The organism is Microbacterium xylanilyticum (assembly GCF_054654695.1).
On the sequence record NZ_BAAIEN010000002.1, the window covers coordinates 1,300,276 to 1,322,980 of the forward strand.

22 protein-coding genes and 2 pseudogenes are annotated in these 22,705 nt (G+C 70.4%); 14 read left to right on the top strand and 10 right to left on the bottom strand.

All coding sequences use genetic code 11. The features are described from left to right. Positions 1-10 precede the first annotated feature (10 nt). The 4 genes from ACYQ1L_RS06660 to ACYQ1L_RS06675 all read left to right on the top strand — a co-directional run bounded on the left by ACYQ1L_RS06660 (position 11) and on the right by ACYQ1L_RS06675 (position 4,082). Positions 11-1,261, top strand: coding sequence for an inorganic phosphate transporter (locus ACYQ1L_RS06660; protein WP_460003446.1), 1,251 nt, complete (start codon positions 11-13; stop codon positions 1,259-1,261). Next, positions 1,258-1,590, top strand: coding sequence for a peptidase (locus ACYQ1L_RS06665; protein WP_460003447.1), 333 nt, complete (start codon positions 1,258-1,260; stop codon positions 1,588-1,590). The genes ACYQ1L_RS06660 and ACYQ1L_RS06665 overlap by 4 nt, the downstream gene beginning before the upstream one ends. A gap of 64 nt (positions 1,591-1,654) precedes the next feature. After that, complete coding sequence (locus ACYQ1L_RS06670) at positions 1,655-2,557, top strand: metallophosphoesterase (RefSeq protein ID WP_460003448.1); 903 nt, start codon at positions 1,655-1,657, stop codon at positions 2,555-2,557. A gap of 64 nt (positions 2,558-2,621) precedes the next feature. Beyond that, complete coding sequence (locus ACYQ1L_RS06675; protein ID WP_460003449.1) at positions 2,622-4,082, top strand: aspartate ammonia-lyase; 1,461 nt, start codon at positions 2,622-2,624, stop codon at positions 4,080-4,082. A gap of 76 nt (positions 4,083-4,158) precedes the next feature. On the opposite strand, the gene ACYQ1L_RS06680 is transcribed toward ACYQ1L_RS06675, so the two are convergent. Then, a complete protein-coding gene (locus ACYQ1L_RS06680) occupies positions 4,159-5,028 on the bottom strand; it encodes a fumarylacetoacetate hydrolase family protein (protein ID WP_460003450.1) in 870 nt (289 codons plus the stop codon). 60 nt (positions 5,029-5,088) lie between these two features. On the opposite strand from ACYQ1L_RS06680, the gene ACYQ1L_RS06685 reads away from it, so the two are divergent. The 3 genes from ACYQ1L_RS06685 to ACYQ1L_RS06695 all read left to right on the top strand — a co-directional run bounded on the left by ACYQ1L_RS06685 (position 5,089) and on the right by ACYQ1L_RS06695 (position 7,766). Then, complete coding sequence (locus tag ACYQ1L_RS06685; RefSeq protein WP_460003451.1) at positions 5,089-6,471, top strand: PrsW family intramembrane metalloprotease; 1,383 nt, start codon at positions 5,089-5,091, stop codon at positions 6,469-6,471. A 219-nt stretch (positions 6,472-6,690) separates the two neighbouring features. Beyond that, on the top strand, positions 6,691-7,059 hold the full coding sequence (locus tag ACYQ1L_RS06690; protein WP_159576330.1) for an FKBP-type peptidyl-prolyl cis-trans isomerase: 369 nt from the start codon (positions 6,691-6,693) through the stop codon (positions 7,057-7,059). 158 nt (positions 7,060-7,217) lie between these two features. Further along, positions 7,218-7,766, top strand: coding sequence for a YceI family protein (locus ACYQ1L_RS06695; RefSeq protein ID WP_460003452.1), 549 nt, complete (start codon positions 7,218-7,220; stop codon positions 7,764-7,766). Between the two features lie 87 nt (positions 7,767-7,853). Here ACYQ1L_RS06695 and ACYQ1L_RS06700 read toward each other — a convergent pair whose 3' ends face one another. Both ACYQ1L_RS06700 and ACYQ1L_RS06705 read right to left on the bottom strand, forming a co-directional pair. Further along, complete coding sequence (locus ACYQ1L_RS06700; RefSeq protein ID WP_460003453.1) at positions 7,854-8,756, bottom strand: DNA-3-methyladenine glycosylase family protein; 903 nt, start codon at positions 8,754-8,756, stop codon at positions 7,854-7,856. Between the two features lie 69 nt (positions 8,757-8,825). Further along, positions 8,826-9,692 carry a sigma-70 family RNA polymerase sigma factor gene (locus ACYQ1L_RS06705; protein ID WP_460003454.1) on the bottom strand — a complete coding sequence of 289 codons (867 nt, stop codon included), beginning with the start codon at positions 9,690-9,692 and terminating at the stop codon, positions 8,826-8,828. 85 nt (positions 9,693-9,777) lie between these two features. Between ACYQ1L_RS06705 and ACYQ1L_RS06710 the strand changes: the two genes are divergently transcribed. Continuing rightward, a complete protein-coding gene (locus ACYQ1L_RS06710) occupies positions 9,778-10,272 on the top strand; it encodes a carboxymuconolactone decarboxylase family protein (protein WP_460003455.1) in 495 nt (164 codons plus the stop codon). Positions 10,273-10,305: 33 nt separating this feature from the next. Here ACYQ1L_RS06710 and ACYQ1L_RS06715 read toward each other — a convergent pair whose 3' ends face one another. Next, positions 10,306-11,538, bottom strand: a complete 1,233-nt coding sequence (locus ACYQ1L_RS06715) for an MFS transporter (protein WP_460005772.1) — start codon at positions 11,536-11,538, stop codon at positions 10,306-10,308. A 217-nt stretch (positions 11,539-11,755) separates the two neighbouring features. Here ACYQ1L_RS06715 and rpsO point away from each other — a divergent pair, with 217 nt between their 5' ends. Continuing rightward, the gene (gene rpsO, locus ACYQ1L_RS06720) at positions 11,756-12,025 is read left to right on the top strand and encodes a 30S ribosomal protein S15 (RefSeq protein ID WP_045251768.1); all 270 of its coding nucleotides are present in this window, start codon (positions 11,756-11,758) and stop codon (positions 12,023-12,025) included. Between the two features lie 93 nt (positions 12,026-12,118). On the opposite strand, the gene ACYQ1L_RS06725 is transcribed toward rpsO, so the two are convergent. From ACYQ1L_RS06725 to ACYQ1L_RS06745, 5 genes and pseudogenes are all read right to left on the bottom strand, one after another. Beyond that, positions 12,119-13,354: an MFS transporter gene (locus ACYQ1L_RS06725; RefSeq protein ID WP_460003456.1), complete on the bottom strand. Its 1,236-nt coding sequence runs from the start codon at positions 13,352-13,354 to the stop codon at positions 12,119-12,121. After that, a pseudogene (locus ACYQ1L_RS06730) lies at positions 13,338-14,548 on the bottom strand (amidohydrolase family protein). The gene ACYQ1L_RS06725 and the pseudogene ACYQ1L_RS06730 overlap by 17 nt, the downstream one beginning before the upstream one ends. Beyond that, entirely contained in the window at positions 14,535-14,879 is a 345-nt protein-coding gene (locus ACYQ1L_RS06735; protein WP_460005773.1) for an oligopeptide/dipeptide ABC transporter ATP-binding protein, read from the bottom strand. Before ACYQ1L_RS06735 ends, ACYQ1L_RS06730 begins: the two are co-directional and overlap by 14 nt. Positions 14,880-15,074: 195 nt before the next feature. Beyond that, a pseudogene (locus ACYQ1L_RS06740) lies at positions 15,075-15,559 on the bottom strand (ATP-binding cassette domain-containing protein); the annotation flags it as partial. Further along, the gene (locus tag ACYQ1L_RS06745; protein ID WP_460005774.1) at positions 15,556-16,428 is read right to left on the bottom strand and encodes an ABC transporter ATP-binding protein; all 873 of its coding nucleotides are present in this window, start codon (positions 16,426-16,428) and stop codon (positions 15,556-15,558) included. The pseudogene ACYQ1L_RS06740 and the gene ACYQ1L_RS06745, both read right to left, overlap by 4 nt. Here ACYQ1L_RS06745 and ACYQ1L_RS06750 point away from each other — a divergent pair. Then, positions 16,388-16,531, top strand: coding sequence for a hypothetical protein (locus ACYQ1L_RS06750; protein WP_460005870.1), 144 nt, complete (start codon positions 16,388-16,390; stop codon positions 16,529-16,531). The genes ACYQ1L_RS06745 and ACYQ1L_RS06750 overlap by 41 nt on opposite strands. Before the next feature lie 64 nt (positions 16,532-16,595). Here ACYQ1L_RS06750 and ACYQ1L_RS06755 read toward each other — a convergent pair whose 3' ends face one another. Then, entirely contained in the window at positions 16,596-17,600 is a 1,005-nt protein-coding gene (locus ACYQ1L_RS06755; RefSeq protein WP_460003457.1) for an isopenicillin N synthase family dioxygenase, read from the bottom strand. A 219-nt stretch (positions 17,601-17,819) separates the two neighbouring features. Between ACYQ1L_RS06755 and efeU the strand changes: the two genes are divergently transcribed. The 4 genes from efeU to ACYQ1L_RS06775 all read left to right on the top strand — a co-directional run bounded on the left by efeU (position 17,820) and on the right by ACYQ1L_RS06775 (position 22,704). Then, positions 17,820-18,815: an iron uptake transporter permease EfeU gene (efeU, locus tag ACYQ1L_RS06760; RefSeq protein WP_460003458.1), complete on the top strand. Its 996-nt coding sequence runs from the start codon at positions 17,820-17,822 to the stop codon at positions 18,813-18,815. Beyond that, a complete protein-coding gene (gene efeO / locus ACYQ1L_RS06765; RefSeq protein WP_460003459.1) occupies positions 18,812-20,041 on the top strand; it encodes an iron uptake system protein EfeO in 1,230 nt (409 codons plus the stop codon). Before efeU ends, efeO begins: the two co-directional genes overlap by 4 nt. Position 20,042: 1 nt before the next feature. Then, positions 20,043-21,365: an iron uptake transporter deferrochelatase/peroxidase subunit gene (efeB, locus tag ACYQ1L_RS06770; protein WP_460003460.1), complete on the top strand. Its 1,323-nt coding sequence runs from the start codon at positions 20,043-20,045 to the stop codon at positions 21,363-21,365. 124 nt (positions 21,366-21,489) lie between these two features. Further along, on the top strand, positions 21,490-22,704 hold the full coding sequence (locus ACYQ1L_RS06775) for an LLM class flavin-dependent oxidoreductase (protein WP_460005775.1): 1,215 nt from the start codon (positions 21,490-21,492) through the stop codon (positions 22,702-22,704). Position 22,705: the final 1 nt, after the last annotated feature.

Consider the following 22,705-nt stretch of genomic DNA (forward strand, 5'->3'; position numbering starts at 1 on the left):
AAAGCGAACGGTGGAAACCGCAGCCCTCATCGTCGTGCTGGTGATCCTGCTGGCACTCTTCTTCGACTTCACCAACGGGTTCCATGACACGGCGAACGCCATGGCGACCCCGATCGCCACCGGCGCGCTCAAGCCGCGCACCGCGGTCATGCTCGCCGCCGGTCTGAACCTCGTCGGTGCGTTCCTGTCGACCGAGGTCTCCAAGACCATCTCGGGCGGGATCGTCCGGGAGGACCAGATCCACAGCGATCTGTTCCCGGCCCTGATCTTCGCGGGCCTCATCGGCGCGATCACCTGGAACATGCTCACGTGGCTGCTCGGACTCCCGTCCAGCTCGTCGCACGCCCTGTTCGGCGGTCTCATCGGCGCCACGCTCGTCGGGATCGGCATGAACGGCATCGACTTCGGCGCCGTGCTGTCGAAGGTCGTGCTGCCGGCCCTCATCGCCCCGGTGACCGCCGGCCTCATCGCCTTCCTCGCCACCAAACTCGCGTACCTGATCACACGCCGCTACGACGGCAAGCCCGACGGCCGCAGCGGGTTCCGCTGGGGGCAGATCTTCACGTCCTCGCTGGTCGCGCTCGCGCACGGCACGAACGACGCCCAGAAGACGATGGGCGTCATCACCCTCGCCCTCATCACCGTCGGCTGGCAGTCCGGGGCGCATCACGAGCCGCAGCTGTGGGTCATCGTCGCCTGCGCCTGCACGATCGCGCTCGGCACCTACCTCGGCGGCTGGCGCATCATCCGCACCCTCGGCCGCGGGCTCACCGACGTCAAGCCCGCGCAGGGCTTCGCGGCCGAGACGTCCACCGCTGCCACGATCCTCGCGTCCAGCGCGCTCGGCTTCGCACTGTCCACGACGCAGGTCGCCTCGGGATCCGTGATCGGATCCGGACTGGGCCGGCGCGGATCCGCCGTGCGCTGGCGCACCGCCGGCCGCATCGCCATCGGCTGGGTGCTCACGCTTCCGGCTGCGGCAGCCGTCGGCGCCGTCGCCGCACTCATCGTTGTCGTCGGCCACGGCTGGGGCGTGCTCATCGACGCGATCCTGGCGCTCGCCGTGATCGTCGGGCTGTTCCTGCGCTCGCGGCGCAACGCGGTCACCGCCAACAACGCCTTCAGCGAGGTGGCCGACTCCGGTCGTGCCGTCGAGGTGCCCGAGGAGCCGCCGCTCACTCCGCGTCAGGCCCGCGCGCAGCGGGCGCGCGAACGTGCGAAGGCGAAGGCCAAGGCCAAGGAGAAGGGGGCGGAGCGATGACCGTGGTCATCCACTGGGAGGCGTTCTTCCAGGTGCTCGGCGCCGCACTGATCGGCACGCTGATCGTGGTCGGCTTCTACGCGCTCGGCCTGCGCATGCTGGTGCGCTCCGGGCGGGTGCCGGTGGTCACACCCGTGGAGTTCACCGACGCGATCACGGTGATCAGCGAGAAAGAGGCGAAGCGGGCCGCGAAGGCCGCCGCGAAGGCCGCCCGCAAGAGCCCGCTGAGCGAGGGCGAGAAGGTGCTCGCGCTCGTCGCCGCCTACGCCTGCTTCGCAGTGTGCACGGCGGCGGTCGTCGGCGGCATCCTCCTCATCGTCGTGAAGTAGCCGCGGCCCTCCGGCACGCAAGGGGGGTCCTTCCCGCGTCCGGAGCTCCGGCTAGCCTGGGGGCATGACAGTGCAGTTCGGCCGATACGCGCCGCCCACGCACACCCTCGTGCACCTGAGCGATCCGCACCTGCTCGCCGGCGGCGCCGCCCTGGGCGGCCGCTTCGACGTGGACCGCACCCTGGCGCGCACCCTGGCGGCGATCGAGAACGCCGTCGAGCGCCCCGACGCGATCGTGGTCACCGGCGATCTCGCCGACCTCGGCGAGCCCGACGCATACCGGCGGCTCCGCGCCGCGATGGAGCCCGTCTCGGAGCGCCTGGGCGCGCCGGTGATCTGGGTCCCGGGCAACCACGACGAGCGCCCCGCGCTGCGTGAGCATCTGCTCGCCGCGCCGCCCAGCGAGGATCCGCTCACCGCCGTCTGGGAGCTGAACGGCCTGCGCGTGATCGCCCTGGACTCCACCGTCCCCGGCTGGCACCACGGCGACGTGGACGCCGAGCAGCGCGCCTGGCTCGCCGAGCAGCTGGCGACGCCCGCGCCGCACGGCACGCTGCTGGCGATGCACCATCCTCCGGTGCCCAGTCACATCCCCTTCTTCGACATCCTCGAGCTCCGCCATCAGGACGAGCTCGCCGAGATCCTGCGCGGATCCGACGTGCGGGGCATCCTCGCCGGTCACCTGCACTACTCGCTGCACGCCACGTTCGCCGGGATCCCGGTGAGCGTCGCGAGCGCCACGTGCTACACGATGGACGTCGCGAGCCCGGGGGACCGGGTGAACGGCATGGACGCGGCGCAGTCGTTCCAGCTCGTGCACGTGCGGCCCGAGACCATCACGCACACCGTGGTCCCGGTGGTCGAGGCGACGCCGGTGGACACCTTCAGCCCGGAATGGGTCGCCCGGATGGCGCAGCTGACTCCGGAGCAGCGGCTGGAGGCGTTCTCGCGCAAACCGGGACGGTGAGCGCGGACGGCTAAGATGGATGCATCCCCCTTCCCTGTTCGCCATCACCCACGAGGATGTGTCCATGGCCGCCGTTGCGCCTGCCACCCGAACCGAAACCGACTCCCTGGGAAGCAAGGAGATCCCTGCTGATGCGTATTGGGGGATCCATACGCTCCGCGCCGCCGAGAACTTCCCGATCACGAAGCGTCCGATCTCCGTCTACCCGGAGCTGATCGAAGCCCTCGCGATGGTGAAGCAGGCCAGCGCCCGCGCCAACAAGGAGATCGGCGTCCTCGACCCGGAGAAGGCCGACCTCATCGACGCCGCGGCGCAGAAGGTCATCAACGGCGAGTTCCACGACCAGTTCATCGTCGGCGTCATCCAGGGCGGGGCAGGCACCTCGACCAACATGAACGCGAACGAGGTCATCACCAACATCGCGCTCGAGCTGGCCGGCCGCGAGAAGGGCGACTACGCCTTCCTCTCGCCGATCGACCACACCAACCGCAGCCAGTCCACGAACGACGTGTACCCGACCGCGATCAAGATCGGTCTCTCGCTCAACCTGCGCTCCCTGCTGGACGAGCTCGACCTGCTGCGCGTGTCGTTCCTGAACAAGGCGCGCGAGTTCCACGACGTGCTCAAGGTCGGCCGCACCCAGCTGCAGGACGCCGTGCCGATGACGCTCGGTCAGGAGTTCCACGGCTTCGCCTCCACCCTCGGCTACGACCACACGCGCCTCACCGAGAACGCCTGGCTCATGTACGAGATCAACATGGGCGCGACCGCGATCGGCACCGGCATCACCACGCACCCCGCCTACGCGCCCGCTGTCCTGAAGCACCTGCGCGAGATCTCCGGCCTGGACCTGGCGACGGCGAGCGACCTCGTCGAGGCGACGAGCGACACCGGATCCTTCATGTCGTTCTCCTCGTCGCTCAAGCGCAACGCGATGAAGCTCTCCAAGATCTGCAACGACCTGCGTCTGCTGTCGTCGGGTCCGCAGGCCGGTCTCGGTGAGATCAACCTGCCCGCGATGCAGGCCGGATCCAGCATCATGCCGGGCAAGGTGAACCCGGTGATCCCCGAGGTCGTGAACCAGGTGGCGTTCGCGGTCGCGGGCGCGGACATGACGGTGACGATGGCGGCCGAGGCGGGACAGCTGCAGCTGAACGCGTTCGAGCCGGTCATCGCGCACTCGATCTTCCAGTCGATCACCTGGATGCGTCAGGCGATGTGGACGCTGCGGGTCAACTGCGTCGACGGCATCACGGCCAACCGCGACCGTCTCGGCGCCATGGTCGGATCGTCGGTGGGCGTGATCACGGCGCTCACGCCGTTCATCGGCTACGCGGCGTCCGCGGCGCTCGCCAAGACCGCGCTGCTGACCAACCGCAACGTCGCCGACCTCGTCGTCGAGGCCGGGCTGATGTCGCGCGAAGAGGTCACCAAGCAGCTCTCGCCGGCCCGCCTCTCGGGCCTGGAGACGATCACGGCGGCGATCCCGGTGATCCCGACGAAGGACGTCGACGCCGGGGCCTGAGCGCTCGCACGCCGAACGGCCCGCCGCTTTCTCGAGTGGCGGGCCGTTCGCGTAGGGAGCGTCCCCCCCCGCGAGGTCAGTCGAGGATCCGGCAGTGCGTCGTGAGTTCGCCGATTCCGTCGATGCCGACGGTCACGGTCGAGCGGTCGCGGAGGAAGATCTGCGGGTCGCGCGAGTATCCGGCGCCGCCGGGGCTGCCGGTCGAGATCAGCGTCCCAGGGCGCAGGGTGAGCGAGCGCGACAGGTGCGCGATCAGCGCCGGCACGGACCGCACCATCTGCGCGGTCGAAGCGTCCTGCACAGTGTGGCCGTCGACCACGGTCCAGATGTGCAGATCCTGCGGATCCGGGATCTCGTCGGCGGTCACGACGACGGGGCCGGTGGGGGAGAAGCCGTCGAACGACTTGCAGCGCGACCACTGCGCTTCGGCGAACTGGATGTCGCGGGCGGTGATGTCGTTGACCACCGTGTATCCCCACACGTGGTCGAGCGCGTCCGCGGCGGAGACGTCCTTCGCCGCGGTGCCGATCACGACGCCGAGCTCGGCTTCGTAGTCGACCGACTCGGACAGGGCGCGCGGCCAGGAGGTCGTCTGTCCATGGCCGCTGAGCGAGTTGGGCCACAGCGTGAACACGGTCGGGGCGGTGTCGGTCTTGAGTCCGAGCTCGCTCGAGTGCGCGGCGTAGTTCAGTCCGACGGCCAGCACGACCGGGGGAGCGAGCACGGCCGAGCTGAACCCGAATCCGTCGAGAGGGCGCACCGGGGCGGTGCCTTCGGCGTGCGCAGCGCGCACGCGGGCGAGGAGGTCGTCGCCGCCCTCGATGAGCTGCTGGAGTGTGGCAGGGGCCGGATCCACGAGATCGGAGACGAGCGTCGCGCCGGCGTCGTCGAGGACGGCGAGGACGGGGATGTCGGACTCGGGACGGCGCAGATGAGCGAACCGCATGGGTTCCACGCTACCGGCCGCGTCCGCGACGCCCCCCGAGCGAGCCTCTAGGCTTTGGGCATGAGCTTTGGAGGACACGGCGATCCGGCCGCGCAGCGCCCCGCCCCGCAGACCTCGCCGTACGCCCCGCCCGCCGCCGCCGCTTCGCCGCAGTACCAGTCGCAGCCGCAATACGCGCAGCCGCAATACACGCAGCCCCAGTACGCGCAGCAGCCTCAGTTCGTCCAGCCGCAGAGCTATCCGCAGACGGCCTCCACGCCGGTATCGCCGGTGTACGGCTCCGTGCTGGCGCAGAGGCCGGAGCATCACGGCGCCGTCGCCTATGGCACGTACACGCCGCCCGCCCCGGTCCAGGCCGTGCCCGCGCTGCCCGTCCCGTCCGTCAAGGGCCGCCACGCCTCGGTGTGGGCGTTCGGCGCGCTCGGATTCGTTCTGCTGGGGCTCATCGCGTACTTCGTGCTGGCGCTCGGGCCCGCCGCGTCGGTGATCGGCATGGTGCTCGCCCTCATCCCGCTCGCGATCGTGTTCTTCGGCGTGTTCTTCATCGACCGCTGGGAGCCGGAGCCGCGCTCGCTCATCGCCTTCGCGATCGCGTGGGGAGCGATCGCCGCCGTCGGGCTCGCCCTGCTGGTCGACACGCTGCTCACCCTCCTCCTGGGGGAGCGCAGCAGTGACCTGAGCGCGGTGGTCCAGGCCCCGCTCGTCGAGGAGGGGGCCAAGGGGCTCGGCGTGTTCCTGATCTTCCTGATGGCACGGCGCACCTTCGACGGACCGATCGACGGCATCGTCTACGGTGCGCTCGTCGGCGCCGGCTTCGCCTTCACCGAGAACATCCAGTACTTCGCGATCAGCCTGATCGAGGGCGGGCCGGGCGAGCTCACCGGCACGTTCGTGCTCCGCGGGCTCATGTCGCCTTTCGCGCACGCGATGTTCACCTCGGTGACAGGTTTCGCGATCGGCCTCGCGGCACGACGCGGTGCCTCTGCGGGGCGGGCACTGGGGTTCGGGGCCGTCGGCCTGCTCGGCGCCATGGCTCTGCACGCGCTGTGGAACGGATCCGCGTCGATCGGCAGCTTCTACGTGGTCTACTTCGTCCTGCAGGTGCCGTTGTTCGTGGGCTTCATCATCGCGATCATCCTGCTGCGCAAGGAGGAGGCGCGGCTGACCTATGCCCGCCTCAGCGACTATGCGACCGCCGGGTGGTTCACGCCTCAGGAGGTGTCGATGCTCGCGACGCCGGCGGGACGACGCGCGGGCCTGCAATGGGCCGCGGGTCTCCGCGGCGACCGCCGGCCCGTCATGCGCGGGTTCATCAAGGACGCCACGACCTTGGCGTCGGTGCGCCAGCGCATCATCACGGGCCGGGACCCGCTGGCCGCGCAGGACGAGCAGGCGCTCCTGCACCGGACGCACGCCGCCCGGGACGCGCTGCTGGCGGTGTGAGGCCTCGCGGAGCAAGACTCAGCGCCCGGTGCTGCGGCGATGCCTGCAAGTCCTCCGGGCGCTGAGTTGATCTGAAGACAGGTTGCACCCGCCGCGCCGGGATGTCAAGGATTCCGCACCGACGGATCCCGTCCCTACAGAGCCCTGGCCGCGGCCCTGTTCGCCGTCGGCGCACCGTTCGCGTTGACCTCGCCGTGCGCGCTCGGGTTGTATGGAGGCATGACTGAGCGCACCAAGCCCGAGTTCGACGCCCCCACCGGACCCGCTCCCACGGAGCTCGTGATCCGCGACATCATCGAGGGAACGGGCGACGAGGCCAAGCCCGGCGACACCGTGACCGTGCACTACGCCGGAGTCGAGTACGACAGCGGCGAGGAGTTCGACTCCTCCTGGGGTCGCGGGGAGACCATCCAGTTCCCGCTGCGCGGCCTGATCCAGGGCTGGCAGGAGGGCATCCCCGGCATGAAGGTCGGCGGCCGTCGGGAGCTGACCATCCCGCCGCACCTCGCCTACGGGCCGGCCGGATCCGGTCACTTCCTCGGTGGGAAGACGCTGATCTTCATCATCGACCTCGTCGCCGTCGGCTGAACGATTCGAGCGAAGGCCCCGTCATCAGGCGGGGCCTTCATCGTGTCCGGGCACCGTTCCGAAAAAATCCGGCGAGTCGGGAATGTATTCAGATGAATGCAGGTTGGATGATCATGTCGCCGACGCGACACCCACGAAACTTCCGACGAGGAGCACTCATGACCATCGACATCCCCGGCTACCGCAGCGGCACCTGGAACCTCGACCCCGCCCACAGCGAGGTCACCTTCAGCGTCCGTCACATGATGATCTCGAAGGTGCGCGGCACGTTCGGCGTGAAGAGCGCCACCCTCGTCGCCCCCGAGAACCCGCTCGAGGCGCGCGTCGAGGCGAGCGTGGACGTGAGCTCGCTGAGCACCGGCGACGCCGGCCGCGACGGACACCTGCTGTCCGGCGACTTCTTCGACGTGGAGAAGTACCCGACGATGGACTTCGTCTCCACCGGTGCACGCGCCGAGGACGGCGACCTGTTCGTCGACGGCGACCTCACCATCCACGGCGTCACCAAGCCGGTCACCTTCGAGCTCGACTTCGGCGGCTTCGGCTCCGACCCGTACGGCAACTACAAGGCGGGCGCCTCGGCGAAGACCGTCATCAACCGCGAGGACTTCGGTCTCACCTGGAACGCGGCACTGGAGACCGGCGGCGTCCTCGTCGGCAAGGACGTGACGATCACGCTCGACCTGCAGGGCGCGCTGGAGGCCTGACCTCCGCATCAGCCCGGCACGACTCGAGGGCGGGCGCCGCAGCATGCGGCGTCCGCCCTTCGTCGTCTCCGCGGGGCGGCGGGAGCGTCACGCCGTCATCGCATGCTTCTCGTCGATGAGCCGGGATCCGACCGCCCGCAGCGCCACCGCCGCCCAGGTGCGGAACGGGCGCCAGGCCTCCGCGATCCGCTCGAGCTCCGCCTGATCGGGGGCGTGATCGAGGCCGTACAGGGCCTGGACCGCCGCCCGCGTGTGATCCTCCTGGGTGGGCAGCACGTCGGCGAATCCGCAGGAGCGGATCACGATCAGTGCGCTGTAGAACGGTCCGATGCCGGGCAGCTGCTGCATGTCGCGCATCGCGTCCGCCGGCGGGAGCGCAGCGAGCCGCTGCACGTCGAGCCGGCCGTCCAGCGCCGCTCGAGCGATCGCGTGCAGTCGCGGGACCCGATCCGACGGCAGCCCGGGGAAGGCTTCGACTCCGAGCAGCTGCTCGGGCAGGGGGAGTGCGGCCTCGCTGCGCCCGGCCACCTCGAAGACCGCGCCGTGCCGACGCGACAGCCGTTCGCGCAGCGCGATCCCCTGCCGCCGCGCACGGCGCGCCGACAGCACGGCCCATACAGCGGCTTCGTACGGGCTGTAGAAGTTCGAGGGACGGAAGCCCGGAGCTGTCGCGTGCACGCGCGCGAGCACGGGATCGGCGCTGCACACCCGCGCCCAGGCCTCGCCGTCGTGGTCGGCGGAGACGACCCGGGCGACCTGCGCGGCGATCGCGTCGAGGTCGCCGTCGCCGTGCACGGTCAGGAGGAGCGCGTCATCCTGCTGGCGCACCTCCACGCCGACCTGGGTGTCGAGCGCATCGGTGCAGAACGCCAGTCGCATGACGCCGTCGAAGGCGGATTCGTCGCGGTGGCCGAATCCCATGAGTGCGACCTCGCGGAGGTCGTACGGCCCGACGAGGGGCAGTGTGGTGGTGCGGATGGCGGTGCTCATGCCGCACACTCTGCTCCGGGGCGGGGACATTCGCGCGGGGCGATCAGCTCGCGCGCAGACGCCCGGCTGTCACGCGGGGAGCGCGAGCGCCGCCACCCGGGCGGGGCCGGCGAAGGCATCGATCGCGGCGATCCGCTCGCCGGCCACATCGAATGCCATGACCGAGACCGCGCGTCCCGCGACCGTCACCACCACTCCCGGGAGGCCGTCGACGAGCACCGGCTCGAGCACGGCATCGGGGATCGCGAACATGAGGGCGCGGCTCGCCACGGCCGCGTCGCCCCGGACCAGCGCCGTGACCGACAGCCCCTGATCGATGCGCAGCTCCACCTCCGGCGAGAGCAGCGACACCAGGCGGTCGAAGTCGCCGGCGCGGGCCGCGGCGAAGAACGCGTCGATGACAGGGCGCCGTTCCCGCACAGACCGGATGCCGGCGGCATCGGCCGAGCGCACTCGACGCCGGGCGCGGCTGGCGAGCTGCCGCACGGCGTCGGGGGAGCGCTCGAGCAGGTCCGCGATGTGCTCGAACGGCACGTCGAAGGAATCGTGCAGCACGAACGCGACCCGCTCGGCGGGGGAGAGGCGTTCGTGCACGAGGGTGAGCGCCGCACCGACCGCGTCCTCCTGCTGGGCCCGGGCGAGCGGATCCGGCGTGCGCGGATCCGCTTCGACGATCGGGTCCCCGTCATCGTCCAGCGGGATCTCGCCGCGGGTGGCCCGCGTGCGGAGCACGTTCAGGCAGGCGCGCGAGGCGATCGTGGTCAGCCAGCCGCCGATGTTCTCCACGTCGTCGACGCCCGCCCGGGATGCGCGCAGCCAGACGTCCTGGACGACGTCGTCCACTTCCGCGGTGGATCCGAGCATGCGCTCGGCGAGACGGCGGAGCCGCGGGCGATGCTCCTCGAACAGCACCGCGAAAGAATTCTGATCACTCATGTCACATCTCCTCCGGCCGGCGTGTCATCAGAGTGACCGCGGCGAACGGCGCGGTGCACGACACAGAGAACGGGAAGAGTCTGACATGACCATCGACCAGACCATCGACACCACGGCCGCCGTCGGGATCAAGGCGCGGATGCCTCACCCGGCGTTCCTGCTGGAGGGCGGCTTCGACGCGCTCACCGGGCTCAGCAGGGTGGCGACGTCGACCGATCTGCCGGAGGAGCTGCTGCACCTGGTTCACCTGCGTGCGAGCCAGATCAACGGCTGCAGCTGGTGCACCATCGAGCACTCCAAGGAGATGCGCGCCGACGGCGCGAGCGACGAGAGGGTGTTCGGCGTGGCGGCCTGGCGCGAGGCGCCGCTGTTCACCGCCCGGGAGCGCGCTGCGCTCGCGCTCACCGAGGCGCTGACCCGGATCGCCGACACCGCCGACCCGGTGCCGGACGAGCTCTGGGCCGAGGTGTCGGCGCAGTTCGACAAGCGCCAGCTGTCCGCCCTGATCCTCGCGATCAGCGCGATCAACGTGTGGAACCGCATCAACGTCGCGATCCGGCAGCCCGCCGGGCAGCGCTGACGCCGCCGCCGGAGCCGCAGCCCAGGGCGCTGCTCAGGGCTGCGGCTCCTCGGCGTCGTAGGCGCGGAACCGCGGGCTCAGCCGCATGAGCACGGCGACGAGGCCGATCACCACCAGCCCGCCGAGCAGCGGCGGGAACCACAGCGCCGTGAGCGAGGCGAGCGTCCCCGCGTAGAGCGCGCCCAGGCGCGGCCCGCCGGCCACGACGACGATGAACACGCCCTGCAGGCGCCCGCGCATCGCGTCCGGCACGGCGGCCTGCATCATCGTGTTGCGGTAGATCGAGCTCACGTTGTCGGCGGCGCCCGAGAACGCCAGGGCGATGCAGGCGAGCACGATCAGCAGGACGTCCGGGGATGCCGCATCGGCGTGCCTGCCGGGCAGAAGCGCCCCGGCGACGAGCACCACCCCGAACAGGGCGATCACGGCGCCGTAGGCCTGCACGGCGCGAGCGATGCCCCGGCCGTGCCAGCGGTAGTGCACGATGCGCCCGGAGAACAGACTCGACAGGAAGGTGCCGACCGCGACGGCCGCGGTCAGCAGGCCGGTCGTCACCGCGCCGCCTCCGAGGATCACGGTGCCGAGAGCGGGGAACAGCACCAGCGGCTGTCCGAAGGTCATCGCGCAGAGGTCCAGCACGTACTGCATGCGGATGTTGCTCGCACGCCGCAGGAAGCGCCATCCGTCGACGAGCGAGGCGAGACCCGGGCGCACGATCTCGCCCTCCGGCGCGAGCGCGGGCAGCGTCCACAGGCCGAGGAACATCGACAGCATCAGGACCACGTCGATCGTGTAGGTCCACCCGTAACCGGTGAGCGCCACGAGCACGCCCGCGAGTGCCGGACCGACCATCACGGTCATCCCGAAAGCGACCCCGTTGAGCGCCGAGGCCGGCGCCAGCAGCTCGCGGGGGAGAAGGCGCGGCACGATCGCCGTGCGCGTCGCCATGCCCACGGAGTTCGCGGCGGCGATGAGCATGCTGAGCGCGTACAGCCACCAGATGCTCTCGGTGTGCGTCCAGGTGAGGACCGCGAGCAGGGCGGTGGCCGCGAAGGTGACCACGGCGGCGAGGAGCGCCACCCGCCGGCGATCGAACGCGTCGGCCAGCATCCCTCCGTAGAGACCCGCGAGGATCATCGGCACGAGCCCTGCCACCGCGGTCATGGACACGGCGAACGTGCTGTGCGTGAGCGCGAACACATGCAGCATCACCGTGACCGCGGTGAGCTGACCGCCGATGCCGCTGAGCGTGGATCCGATCCACATCCGGGCGAATGCCGGGCTCTGCCGGAACGGGCTCAGGTCGATCAGGTGACTCACTCGATCGAGCGTATCCGCGTCGGACGAGCCTCGGATCCGGTGCGGCGCGCATGGGCGCCCGGTGCTGATAGACTTGTGCGGTTGCCGTTCGATCGGCCGCGGATAAAGAGAGCCCACGCATCCGGCGTCGGGCACCGCGCAGCAAAGAGGAAGGGGATCACCTATGGCACTGGATGCAGACGTCAAGAAGGCGATCATCGAAGAGTACGCGACGCACCCCGGTGACACCGGATCCCCCGAGGTGCAGGTTGCGATGCTGACGCAGCGCATCAAGGACCTCACCGAGCACCTCAAGGAGCACAAGCACGACCACCACTCGCGTCGTGGCCTGTTCCTGCTCGTCGGTCAGCGCCGTCGTCTGCTCGGCTACCTCCAGGACGTCGACATCGAGCGTTACCGCTCGCTGATCGAGCGTCTCGGCCTGCGCCGCTAAGCAGCCCAGCGTTCAATCGCGCAGAACATTCTTGAGAGGCCCGTCCCACGGTGTGGGGCGGGCCTCGACCTTTGTCCGGAGCAGGTACGGTCCTCAGGGCCGCAGGAGCGACACCGGGCGCCGGCGGATGACGAGCGCCACGGATCCGGCGAGCAGGATCCCGCAGACCGCCATGATCAGCAGGCTCGCCGTCCATGCGCCGGTGGCTTCGTGCACGAGGCCCAGCAGCAGGCTTCCCGTGCCGGCGACCGCGTAGCCGGCGCCCTGCGCGATCGCGGAGAGGATCCCCGCGGACGACTCGTCGGCGGCGAGGCTCACGAGCAGGCCCATGGCGAGCCCGAACCCCGCGTTCTGCGCGATCCCGAGCACGGTGACGACGACCGGGTCGTGGCCGCCGTCCAGCGCGAACCAGGTGAACCCCGCGGCCATGATGACCCCCAGACCAGGACCGAACCAGGTCAGGAAGCGGCGACGGCGCGCGATCACCGGGGCGACCAGGGTGGGGACGAGCCCGATCAGGCTGAACCAGCCCAGCAGAGCGCCCGCGGCGGCGCGGCTCTCTCCGTGCGAGGCCAGCATGAGCGGCAGCCACGTGGTCACCGCGAAGTACAGCAGCGCCTGCAGCGAGAACACCGTCGTCATGAGCGCCACCGTGGCGCGCGTGCCTGCGGGGATCGCGATGGGCGCCCTGGTCGGCGCGGCGGCCGGGGACCCGTGATCCACTGCGAGCAGCGCGAGCGCGGCGAGCACCGCCAGCAGCGCCCACGCGGTGAGCGCAGGAGCGAGGCCGAACGCCTCGTCGAGCGGCACGGCGAGGGCCGCCCCGAGGGCGGCGCCGATCCCGAACGACATGCTGCTCAGGCCGACCCAGAGACCGCTCGCGCCGAGCGCCTTCAGGTACGGCGGCAGCAGCGTCGCGGCGACCATGATCGCCGCGCCGGCGAGGAACGTCCCCGGCAGCAGCGTCCAGCCGCTCACCGCACGCAGGACGAGTGCCGCGGCGAGAGCCGCCATGGCGACGAGGATCGCGCGCGTCGTGCCCACGCGTCGCGCCAGCAGCGGCCCGAGCGGGGCGGTCAGGCCGAACGCGATCACGGGGAGCGTCGCGAGCAGGCTGCGCTCCACGCCGTCCAGTCCGAACTCGCTCGTCGCCTGGTCCAGCAGGGCGGACACCGAGGTGATCGCAGGCCGGAGATTCACGCCGACCAGGAGCGCGGCCGCGAGGGCGAAGGCGCGGGCGGCTCCGCCGGACGGTGCGGGCCGGGAACCCGCGTGCCCGGCCCGCACCGCGCCCGCCGTGCCGCCCGTCCGCTCAGTGTGCGAGGACACGAAGGCCATCGGCGACGACCCGCCCGTCATGGATGACGGTGCGATCCAGACCGCGGTCCATCACGGCGCTGGTCGGGGTCTCGCCGTCGACGAGCACCAGGTCGGCCCGGTCTCCGACCGCCGTCCCCGGGCGGTCCTGCACGCCCTTCAAGCGCGGCACCTCGTGCGACATGATGCTGGCGCCGCCCATGGTCGCGATGGCCAGGCACATCTGGATGAGCTCGTCGCGGCGGAAGTTGTTCGTGAACGCGAGCTGCCACGTGCGGTCCAGCGGATCGCAGTTGCCGTAGGGGCTCCAGTAGTCGCGCTGCCCGTCCTCGCCCAGGCCGAACCGCACGCCGGATTCGACCAGGTCGACGAGCGACAGCTGGTTGCGCGCAGCGGGCGCGACGCTGGCCATCGCGATGTCGAGCTCGGCGAACGCGTCGATCAGACGGCGGCTGGTGGCCTCGTCCACCCCGCCGAGCTCGTAGGCGTGCGACATCGTGACCTTGCCCTGCAGGCCGATCGCGCGCACCCGCTCCAGCACGAGCTCGGTGCTGAACACGCCCAGGTGACCCGGCTCGTGCAGGTGGATGTCGATCTCCACCTGATACTTCTCGGCGAGCCCGAACACGATGTCGAGGTGCGTGACCGGATCCCGGTCGAGCTGCGACGGGTCGATGCCGCCCATGACGTCGGCGCCCTGCTTGAGGGACTCCTCGAGGTAGTCGACCGTGCCCTCCTCGAGCAGGATGCCGGCCTGCGGGAACGTCATGATCTGGACGTCGGCGTGGTCCCGGAACTTCTCCTTCGCCGCCATGACCGACTCGAACTTCTCCAGCTTGCAGTCCACGTCCACCTGCGCGTAGCTGCGCACGCGCGTGCTGCCGCGGGCGATCATCCGCTCCAGCGTGCCGGCGACGATCTCCGCGTGCGGCACGTCGGTGTTGCGCCAGTTGAGGCGGTCGTTCATCATCATCGCCCACACGCCCGGAGCCCCGGTGTGCTCGCGGAAGGGCAGTCCGATGCGGCTGGAGTCCAGGTGCACGTGCACGTCGCTGAACGACGGCAGCAGGAGACGGCCGCGGCCGTCCACGTCGCCCCCACCACCGGAGAGGCCGCATCGTGCGGGCGGATCGCGGCGATCCGGCCGTCCTCGATCACGACATCGGCGGCGTCGCCGCCCCAGGGTCGGACGTCACGAATCAGCATGGATCTTCCTCTCTTCGGGGGTGCTCGCGGCGAAGGCCGCGGCCTCGGGCAGGTGGTGGCAGGCGGCGGCGCCGGTGGGCACCTGCTCCACGCACATCGTCTTCTTCTCCTCGGGCAGGAGCGGGAAGACGGGGCAGCGGGTCCGGAACACGCAGCCGCTCGGCGGGTTCGACGGGTGCGGGAGATCTCCCGTGAGCCGGATCCGTCCGCTGCGGTCGGCGTGCGGATCCGGCGAGGGGACCGAGGACAGCAGCGACTGCGTGTACGGGTGCCGGGGTGCGTCGAACACCTCGTCGCGCGTGCCGAACTCCATGATCCTGCCCAGGTACATCACGGCGACCTCGTCGGCGAAGTGCTTGACCACCGACAGGTCCTGGGCGATGAACACGTACGAGATCCCGGTGTCCGCCTGGATGTCCTGCAGCAGGTTGATCACCTGCGCCTGCACGGACACGTCCAGCGCCGAGACCGGCTCGTCGCAGATCACCACGTCGGGTTCGAGGGCGAGCGCCCTGGCGATGCCGACGCGCTGCTTCTGCCCTCCGGAGAACTCGTGCGGGAAGCGGTTGTAATGCTCGGGCCGCAGGCCCACGCGATCCATGAGCGACTGCACCCGGGTCTTCATCCCCTCCTTGGGGCTGATGCCCTGGGCGCGCAGCGGAGCCGCGATCGCCGCTCCCACGCTCTGGCGCGGGTTCAGTGACGACGCCGGGTTCTGGAACACCATCTGCACGCGACGGCGGAAGTCCTGCAGCTCCGAGCCCTTGAGCCCCGCGATCTCCTGACCGTCGAGCCTGATGCTCCCCGCGGTCGGGGAGAGCAGGCGCATGAGCAGGCGGCCGTCGTCGACTTGCCGCATCCGGACTCGCCGACGAGGCCCAGCGTCCTCCCGCGCTCGAGCGTGAAGGACACGCCGTCCACGGCGCGCACGGTGCTCTTCGGCCGGAGGAACCCCTTCGAGACGGAGAAGTGCTTCGTCAGGCCCTCGACCTGCAGCAGCGGTTCGCTCATCGTGCGGCCTCCATGGGGACGGCGTCGGGCATGCCGAGGCTCTCGGACAGGTGGCAGCGGGAACGGTGCGACCCGGTGCCGTGCAGTGCGGGGCGCTCGGTGAGGCACCGGTCGCCGGGGACGAGATGGCGCACCGGGCAGCGCTCCGCGAAGAGGCATCCCCGGGGCAGGTTCAGCAGCGACGGCGGGAAGCCCGGGATCGGGGTGAGCCGCCCCGCATCGTCCGCCATCGACGGCATCGAGGCGAGCAGCCCCTTCGTGTACGGGTGCGCGGTGCGGTCGAACGCGTCGACGACGTCGGCCTGCTCGACGCACTGGCCGCCGTACATGACCACGACCCGCTTGCAGACCTCGGCCACGACGCCCAGGTCGTGCGTGACGTAGATGACCGCGGATCCGGTCTCCTGCTGCAGCGAGGAGATGAGGTCGAGGATCTGCGCCTGCACGGTGACGTCGAGCGCGGTCGTCGGCTCGTCCGCGATGAGCAGCTCCGGCTCGCAGATGAGCGCCATGGCGATCATCGCGCGCTGCCGCATCCCGCCGGAGAACTCGTGCGGGTAGGCGTCGTAGCGCGACACCGGATCCGGGATGCCGACGCGGGCGAGCATGTCGATCGCCTGGGCCTTCGCGGCCTTGGCGCTCACCGTGTTGTGCACCCGGTAGGCCTCGGCGATCTGCGTGCCCACCGTGTAGAACGGGTGCATCGCCGACAGCGGATCCTGGAAGATCATGCCGATCTTGCGTCCACGGTAGGGGCGCATCTCGTTCTCGCTGAGGGGCACGAGATCCGTGCCCTCGAACAGGATCTGTCCGCTGACGCGCGCACGGGTGCCCTTGAACGACGAGCACGACGAACTCGTCGACTCGATCGCGCACGGGCGGGGGGCCCTCGCTTCGGCGCAGATGTACGCGCACATCGAGATGAGCCGCGAACCCGTGCTCGCGCAGCTGGACGGCGTGCTGGACGCCTGAGAACGGCGTGGGATGCGCGCCCAGCGACACGGGGGGCGCATCCCACGCCGGGGCCGGCTCCGGGTCAGGCCGGAGCGCCGACCAGGTCCGCGTGGTGGATCGCCGCCACGTCGGGGTGCGCGCGCAGCCGTGACTTCAAGGCGTTCTCGCCGTACAGGGCGTGGATCGGGTTGGACGGGTCCTTGGTGATGCCGCGCGCCTGAGCGGCGAGCTCCGGCGGAAGCTCGATGAGCGGCAGCCGCGCGTCGAGAGCGGGGTTGAAGAAGAACGGGATCGAGATCCGCTCGTCCGGAGCCTTCGGCGAGACCACGCGATGGTTCGTCGCCTTGAGATAGCCGTCGGTGGCGTACTCGAGGAGTTCGCCGATGTTGACGACGAACGCGCCGTCGACCGGGGGAGCGTCGACCCAGATGCCGTCCCGCTCGACCTGCAGGCCGCCCTTGCCGGGCTCCACCCAGAGCAGCGTCAGCACGCCGGAGTCCTTGTGGGCGCCGACGCCCTGCTGCGGCTCGGGCTCATGCGTGCCGGGGTAGCGGACGATCTTGATCAGTGTCGACGGGTCGCCGAAGTTCTCCTCGAAGTAGCTCTCCGCAGCGCCCAGTGCGAGCGCCCAGGCGCGCAGCAGCTTGCGTGCGACACCGGAGAGGTGCTCGTGCCACTCCGCGACGACCTCGCGCAGCTCCGGCTGAGCCGCGGGCCACAGGTTGGGCCCGATCAGACGGTTGTAACCCGGGCCGCCGTCGACCGCCTCGCGCTCGGGACCGATGTCGATCTGCTCGCGCCAGTCCACCGCTCCCTGCGTGCGCTCGCCGCCGATCCGGGTGTATCCGCGGAAGTGCGGGCTCTTCACGTTCTCGATCGCGAGCTTGTCGGCTTCGGGCAGGGCGAAGAAGTCCTTGGCGGCCTGGAGCAGGCGCCCCTCCAGCTCCGGCGTCACGCCGGTTCCGGTGAGGTAGAAGAATCCGACGTCGTGCGTCGCCGCGCGCAGGTCGTCGCGGAATCGCGCGGCCGCCTCAGGGCCGGCGTCGAGCTGAGAGAGATCCAGGATGGGGAGGTTCAGTTCGGCCATGAGCCGAGGCTAGATCGGCGCGAGCGGGGCGGAGCCGAATGTTGCCGAGGATTACTCCCGGCCCGCGCTCGGGTGCGAGGGGCTCGTTCTCGCATACGGTGGGCGGGCCGCGGTGCGCGCGGAGACGCCGACTGGCGGTGCGGAGCAGCCGTGCGTCGGATGTTACAGTGAGGAGGTAAGGGATGCCTTACCTCACAACCTCGTCAGGAACTGCCCTCCGTGTTCGCCACCTTCCTCATCGGCCTTCGTGAAGGCCTCGAAGCCGCGCTCGTCGTCGGCATCCTCGTCGCCTACCTCAAGCGGCTCGGCCGCAAGGACGTTCTGCCGCGGCTGTGGGCGGGCGTCGGAGCCGCTGTCCTGCTCGCCCTGGTCATCGGAGCGGTGCTCACGTTCGGCGCCTACGCGCTCACGTTCCAGGGCCAGGAGATCATCGGCGGCACGCTGTCGATCGTCACGGTCGCCATGGTCACCTGGATGATCTTCTGGATGCGCAAGGCCGGGCGCACGATGAAGGCCACCCTGCAGGGCGGCGTGGACCGCGCCCTCGAGGCGGGCACCGTATGGGCGCTCGTCCTGGTGGGGTTCGTGTCGGTGGCGCGCGAGGGCGTCGAGACCACGCTGCTGCTGTGGTCGATGGTGCAGTCGTTCGCCGACGCGCCCTCGGCGATCCTCGGCGCGGCTCTCGGACTCGTCGTCGCCGTCCTCGCCGGCTGGCTTCTCGCCCGCGGCGCGGTGCGTCTCGACCTGTCCCGCTTCTTCACCTGGACCGGCGGCTTCCTCGTCGTCATCGCCGCCGGCGTCCTCGCGTACGCGTTCAGCGACCTGCAGGAGGCGGGGGTCGTGCCCGGTCCGTTCACGGCTGCCGCACCGCTCGACGCCGGCGGTGCGGTGCTGACCGGCTGGGCGGCGCTTCCCTTCGGTTGGGCCTTCGACGTGTCGGCCGCTGTCCGCCCCGACGGCGCCCTCGCAGTGCTGCTGCAGGCCACGGTCGGCTTCATGCCGCGGATGAGCTGGATCCAAGTGATCGCCTGGGCGCTGTACCTGCTGATCGTCGGCACCCTGTTCGTGCGCGGGCTGCGGCGCACCGTTCCGCGTGCCGCCGCCGCGCCCTCCGCCTCTGCTCCCGTCCCCTCGTCCGCGTCGGCGCTCGCCGCCGCGGAGACGTCGGCCGCCCGCGTGGCGTCGACGACCGTCTCTTCCGAAGGAGCCTCATGACTCTCTCCCGCCCTCTCGCCGTGCTCGGGGCGGTGACCGTCCTCGGTCTCGCGCTCACCGGCTGCGTCGCGAAGAGCGACGTCGCTGCCGCCGGACGCCTCACCGTGTCGTCCACGGCCGACGCGTGCACCGTCTCGGCCGGCACCGCGACGAGCGGAACGCTCGCCTTCGACGTGAGCAACAAGGGGGACGAGGTCACCGAGTTCTACCTTCTCGCCGCGGACGGCGTGCGCATCGTCGGCGAGGTCGAGAACGTGGCGCCCGGTGCGTCGCGCACCCTCACCGTGGTCGCCCAGCCGGGCAAGTACTTCACCGTCTGCAAGCCCGGCATGACCGGATCCGGTGTCGGCAGGACCGCGTTCTCCGTCACCGGTGCGAAGGTCGCGGAGAAGGGCGGCGATGCGGCCCAGAAGGACAAGGCCCTTACGCAGTACGCGGCGTACGTGAAGGACCAGGTCGGTCAGCTGATGCCGGCGGCGAAGGCGTTCACCGACGCCTACCGCAACGGCGACGATGCGGCCGCCAAGGCGCAGTTCGCGACCGTGCGCTCCTACTACGAGCGCATCGAGCCGATCGCCGAGCAGCTGGGCACCCTCGACCCGCGGCTGGACTTCCGCGAGCTCGACGCGAAGGCCGAGGGCATCGACTGGACCGGCTTCCACCGCATCGAGAAGGACCTGTGGGCGCCGGCCGCAGGCGCCATGAACTCGGACGGCACGACGCCCGCGACCCAGGACTGGACACCGTCGACCCCCGCCGAGCGTGCGGCGTTCGCCGACAAGCTTCTCGCCGATCTGCAGGAGCTCTTCGACCACGTGCACTCGGACGCGTTCGTGAAGGATCTCGAGGCCAAGGGGATCGCCGGGATCTCCAACGGAGCGATCTCCCTGCTGGACGAGGTGGCCAACGGCAAGATCACCGGCGAGGAGGACTGGTGGTCCGGCACCGACCTCTCCGACTTCGCCGCGAACGTCGAGGGATCCAAGATGGCGTTCTCGGTGGTGCGCGAGTTTGCGGAGAGCAAGGGCGCGGAGGGCGACAAGCTCGTGGGGCAGATCGACCGCGGCTTCTCGGCGCTGGAGGCGGAGCTCGCCGTGCACGGTTCGCTGAAGGGCGGTTTCGCGCCCTACTCGACCGTCACAGAGACGCAGAAGCGCGACCTCACCGACCTGCTGAACGCGCTCGCCGAGCCGCTCTCGAAGCTCACCAGCACGATCCTCGGCTGACATGACCGCATCCGAGGCCGGGGAGCGACAGGCCCCGCAGTCCGAGACCGCGTCCGAGTCGACGGACGCGACCGCATCCGAGAACGCCGGGCGTGCCGGCATCAGCCGCCGCGGCCTGATCGGCTGGGCGCTGGGCAGCGGTGCCGCCGGCATCGCCGTCGGCGCGGGCGGCGCCGTGGCGATCGGTGCGACCGCCGGGATGCCCGGATCCGCCACGGACGAGTACGCCTTCGAAGGGGCGCATCAGGCGGGGATCACGACCCGCGTGCAGGACCATCTGCACTTCGCGAGCTTCGACATGATGCCCCGCGCCGGCCGCGACGACCTGATCTCGCTGCTCCAGGACTGGAGCTACGCCGCGTCGCGTCTCACGAAGGGGCTGGACGTCAGCGCCTCGGGCGCGGTCGGCGGCTCCCCGGAGGCGCCGCCGGACGACACCGGAGAGGCTCAGGGCCTGACCGCGGCCGGACTCACCATCACGTTCGGGCTCGGACCGTCCCTCTTCCTCGCCGAGGGCGACCGGTTCGGGATCGCGGACCGGCGGCCCTCCGTGCTCGCCGACCTGCCCGGCTTCGTCGGCGACGCGCTCGATGCGGCCTACACCGGCGGGGATCTGTGCATCCAGGCCTGCGCCGACGACCCGCAGGTCGCGGTGCACGCGGTGCGCAACCTGAGCCGGATCGCGTTCGGCCGGGCCCGGCTGCGCTGGTCGCAGCTCGGATTCGGTCGCACCTCGCGCACGTCGTCCGATCAGCAGACGCCGCGCAACCTGTTCGGATACAAGGACGGCACGGCGAACATCCTCGCCGACGACGCGAAGGCGCTCGCCGAGCACGTCTGGGTGGGGGAGAAGGACGAGCCGGCCTGGATGGCGGGCGGGTCCTACCTCGTCGCCCGCAAGATCGCGATGCTCGTGGAGACCTGGGATCGGCTGCGGCTCGCCGAGCAGGATCGCACCATCGGCCGGGCCAAGGGCAGCGGGGCGCCGCTGTCGGGCGGCGGCGAGATGACGGAGCCGGTGTTCTCCGGCCCCGCGATCGACGAGCACTCGCATGTGCGACTCGCGCATCCCACCCTCAACGACGGCATCAGGATCCTGCGCCGCGGCTACAACTACGTCGACGGCAACAACGACCTGGGCCGGCTCGATGCCGGGCTGTTCTTCCTGTCCTATCAGCGCTCGCCGGAGCAGTTCCTGACGCTGCAGAAGCGGCTCGCCACCGACCTGATGAGCGAGTACATCCGCCACATCGGATCCGGGATCTGGGCGATCCCGCCCGGGGCGGAGAAGGGGTCCTACGTCGGAGCCGGGCTCTTCGCCTGAGCGGACCTGGTCCGCATCCCGGATCCGGGGAATACTTCTGAGCAGCACGTGTTTCACCAGATATATTCAAGTGAATAGAAATCTGAAGGAGACAGCAGTGAGCGAGTCGAGCACCTGGTCGGGAATGCAGTTCGGCCTCATGTCGGTCAGCGACATCACACGCAACCCGGTGACCGGGGAGACCCCGAGCGAGCGGGAGCGGATCCAGAACACGCTCACGATCGCCAAGCATGCGGAAGAGGTCGGCCTCGACGTCTTCGCGATCGGCGAGCACCACAACCCGCCGTTCTGGTCGTCGAGCCCGACGACCTTCCTCGCGGCGCTCGCCGCGCAGACCGAGCGCCTGATCGTCTCCACGTCCACGACGCTGATCACCACGAACGACCCGGTGAAGATCGCCGAGGACTACGCGATGCTGCAGCACGTCTCCGGCGGCCGCATGGACCTCATGATGGGCCGCGGCAATACCGGACCGGTGTACCCGTGGTTCGGCAAGGATATCCGGCAGGGCCTGCCGCTCGCGATCGAGAACTACGCGCTGCTGCACGAGCTGTGGACCAATGACGTCGTGGACTGGGAGGGCAAGTTCCGCACGTCGCTGCAGGGCTTCACCTCCACTCCGCGCCCGCTCGACGGCGTGGCGCCCTTCGTGTGGCACGGCTCGATCCGGACGCCGGAGATCGCCGAGCAGGCCGCGTACTACGGAGACGGCTTCTTCGCGAACAACATCTTCTGGCCCAAGGAGCACTACCAGCGCCTCATCGAGCTGTACCGGCAGCGCTTCGCGCACTACGGTCACGGCACCCCCGAGCAGGCGATCGTCGGCCTCGGCGGCCAGGTGTTCATGCGGCCGAAGTCGCAGGACGCGATCGACGAGTTCCGTCCGTACTTCGACAACGCCCCGGTGTACGGCCACGGCCCCTCGATGGAGGACTTCACCGAGATGACGCCGCTCACCGTCGGCTCGCCGCAGCAGGTGATCGACCGCTACGCGGCCATGCGCGACCACTTCGGCGACTACCAGCGTCAGCTGTTCCTGATGGACCACGCCGGGCTCCCGCTCAAGGTCGTGCTCGAGCAGCTCGACCTGCTCGGTGGCGAGGTCGTGCCGGTGCTGCGCAAGGAGCTCGCCCAGAACCGCCCCGCCTCCGTTCCGGACGCCCCCACTCACGCCGCGCGCGTGAAGGCCGTGTACGGAGACGGACCGTCGCGGGAGGCGCGTCCGGGTGCGAACCGCGGCGACAACCTCACCGCCGGTTCGCCCTACCAGGACGGCGGCGCGGTCCCGGCTGCGGCCGGCTCCTCGTTCGGCGCTGCGGCGACGAAGGGGGCGAACTGAG

Bases quoted from the DNA above. Each gene is read 5' to 3' on its own strand.
- ACYQ1L_RS06665 (WP_460003447.1), top strand. From the start codon at position 1,258: ATGACCGTGGTCATCCACTGGGAGGCGTTCTTCCAGGTGCTCGGCGCC.
- ACYQ1L_RS06670 (WP_460003448.1), top strand. From the start codon at position 1,655: ATGACAGTGCAGTTCGGCCGATACGCGCCGCCCACGCACACCCTCGTG.
- ACYQ1L_RS06675 (WP_460003449.1), top strand. From the start codon at position 2,622: ATGGCCGCCGTTGCGCCTGCCACCCGAACCGAAACCGACTCCCTGGGA.
- ACYQ1L_RS06680 (WP_460003450.1), bottom strand. From the start codon at position 5,028: ATGCGGTTCGCTCATCTGCGCCGTCCCGAGTCCGACATCCCCGTCCTC.
- ACYQ1L_RS06685 (WP_460003451.1), top strand. From the start codon at position 5,089: ATGAGCTTTGGAGGACACGGCGATCCGGCCGCGCAGCGCCCCGCCCCG.
- ACYQ1L_RS06690 (WP_159576330.1), top strand. From the start codon at position 6,691: ATGACTGAGCGCACCAAGCCCGAGTTCGACGCCCCCACCGGACCCGCT.
- ACYQ1L_RS06695 (WP_460003452.1), top strand. From the start codon at position 7,218: ATGACCATCGACATCCCCGGCTACCGCAGCGGCACCTGGAACCTCGAC.
- ACYQ1L_RS06700 (WP_460003453.1), bottom strand. From the start codon at position 8,756: ATGAGCACCGCCATCCGCACCACCACACTGCCCCTCGTCGGGCCGTAC.
- ACYQ1L_RS06705 (WP_460003454.1), bottom strand. From the start codon at position 9,692: ATGAGTGATCAGAATTCTTTCGCGGTGCTGTTCGAGGAGCATCGCCCG.
- ACYQ1L_RS06710 (WP_460003455.1), top strand. From the start codon at position 9,778: ATGACCATCGACCAGACCATCGACACCACGGCCGCCGTCGGGATCAAG.
- ACYQ1L_RS06715 (WP_460005772.1), bottom strand. From the start codon at position 11,538: ATGTGGATCGGATCCACGCTCAGCGGCATCGGCGGTCAGCTCACCGCG.
- rpsO (WP_045251768.1), top strand. From the start codon at position 11,756: ATGGCACTGGATGCAGACGTCAAGAAGGCGATCATCGAAGAGTACGCG.
- ACYQ1L_RS06735 (WP_460005773.1), bottom strand. From the start codon at position 14,879: ATGTACCTGGGCAGGATCATGGAGTTCGGCACGCGCGACGAGGTGTTC.
- ACYQ1L_RS06755 (WP_460003457.1), bottom strand. From the start codon at position 17,600: ATGGCCGAACTGAACCTCCCCATCCTGGATCTCTCTCAGCTCGACGCC.
- efeO (WP_460003459.1), top strand. From the start codon at position 18,812: ATGACTCTCTCCCGCCCTCTCGCCGTGCTCGGGGCGGTGACCGTCCTC.
- efeB (WP_460003460.1), top strand. From the start codon at position 20,043: ATGACCGCATCCGAGGCCGGGGAGCGACAGGCCCCGCAGTCCGAGACC.
- ACYQ1L_RS06775 (WP_460005775.1), top strand. From the start codon at position 21,490: ATGCAGTTCGGCCTCATGTCGGTCAGCGACATCACACGCAACCCGGTG.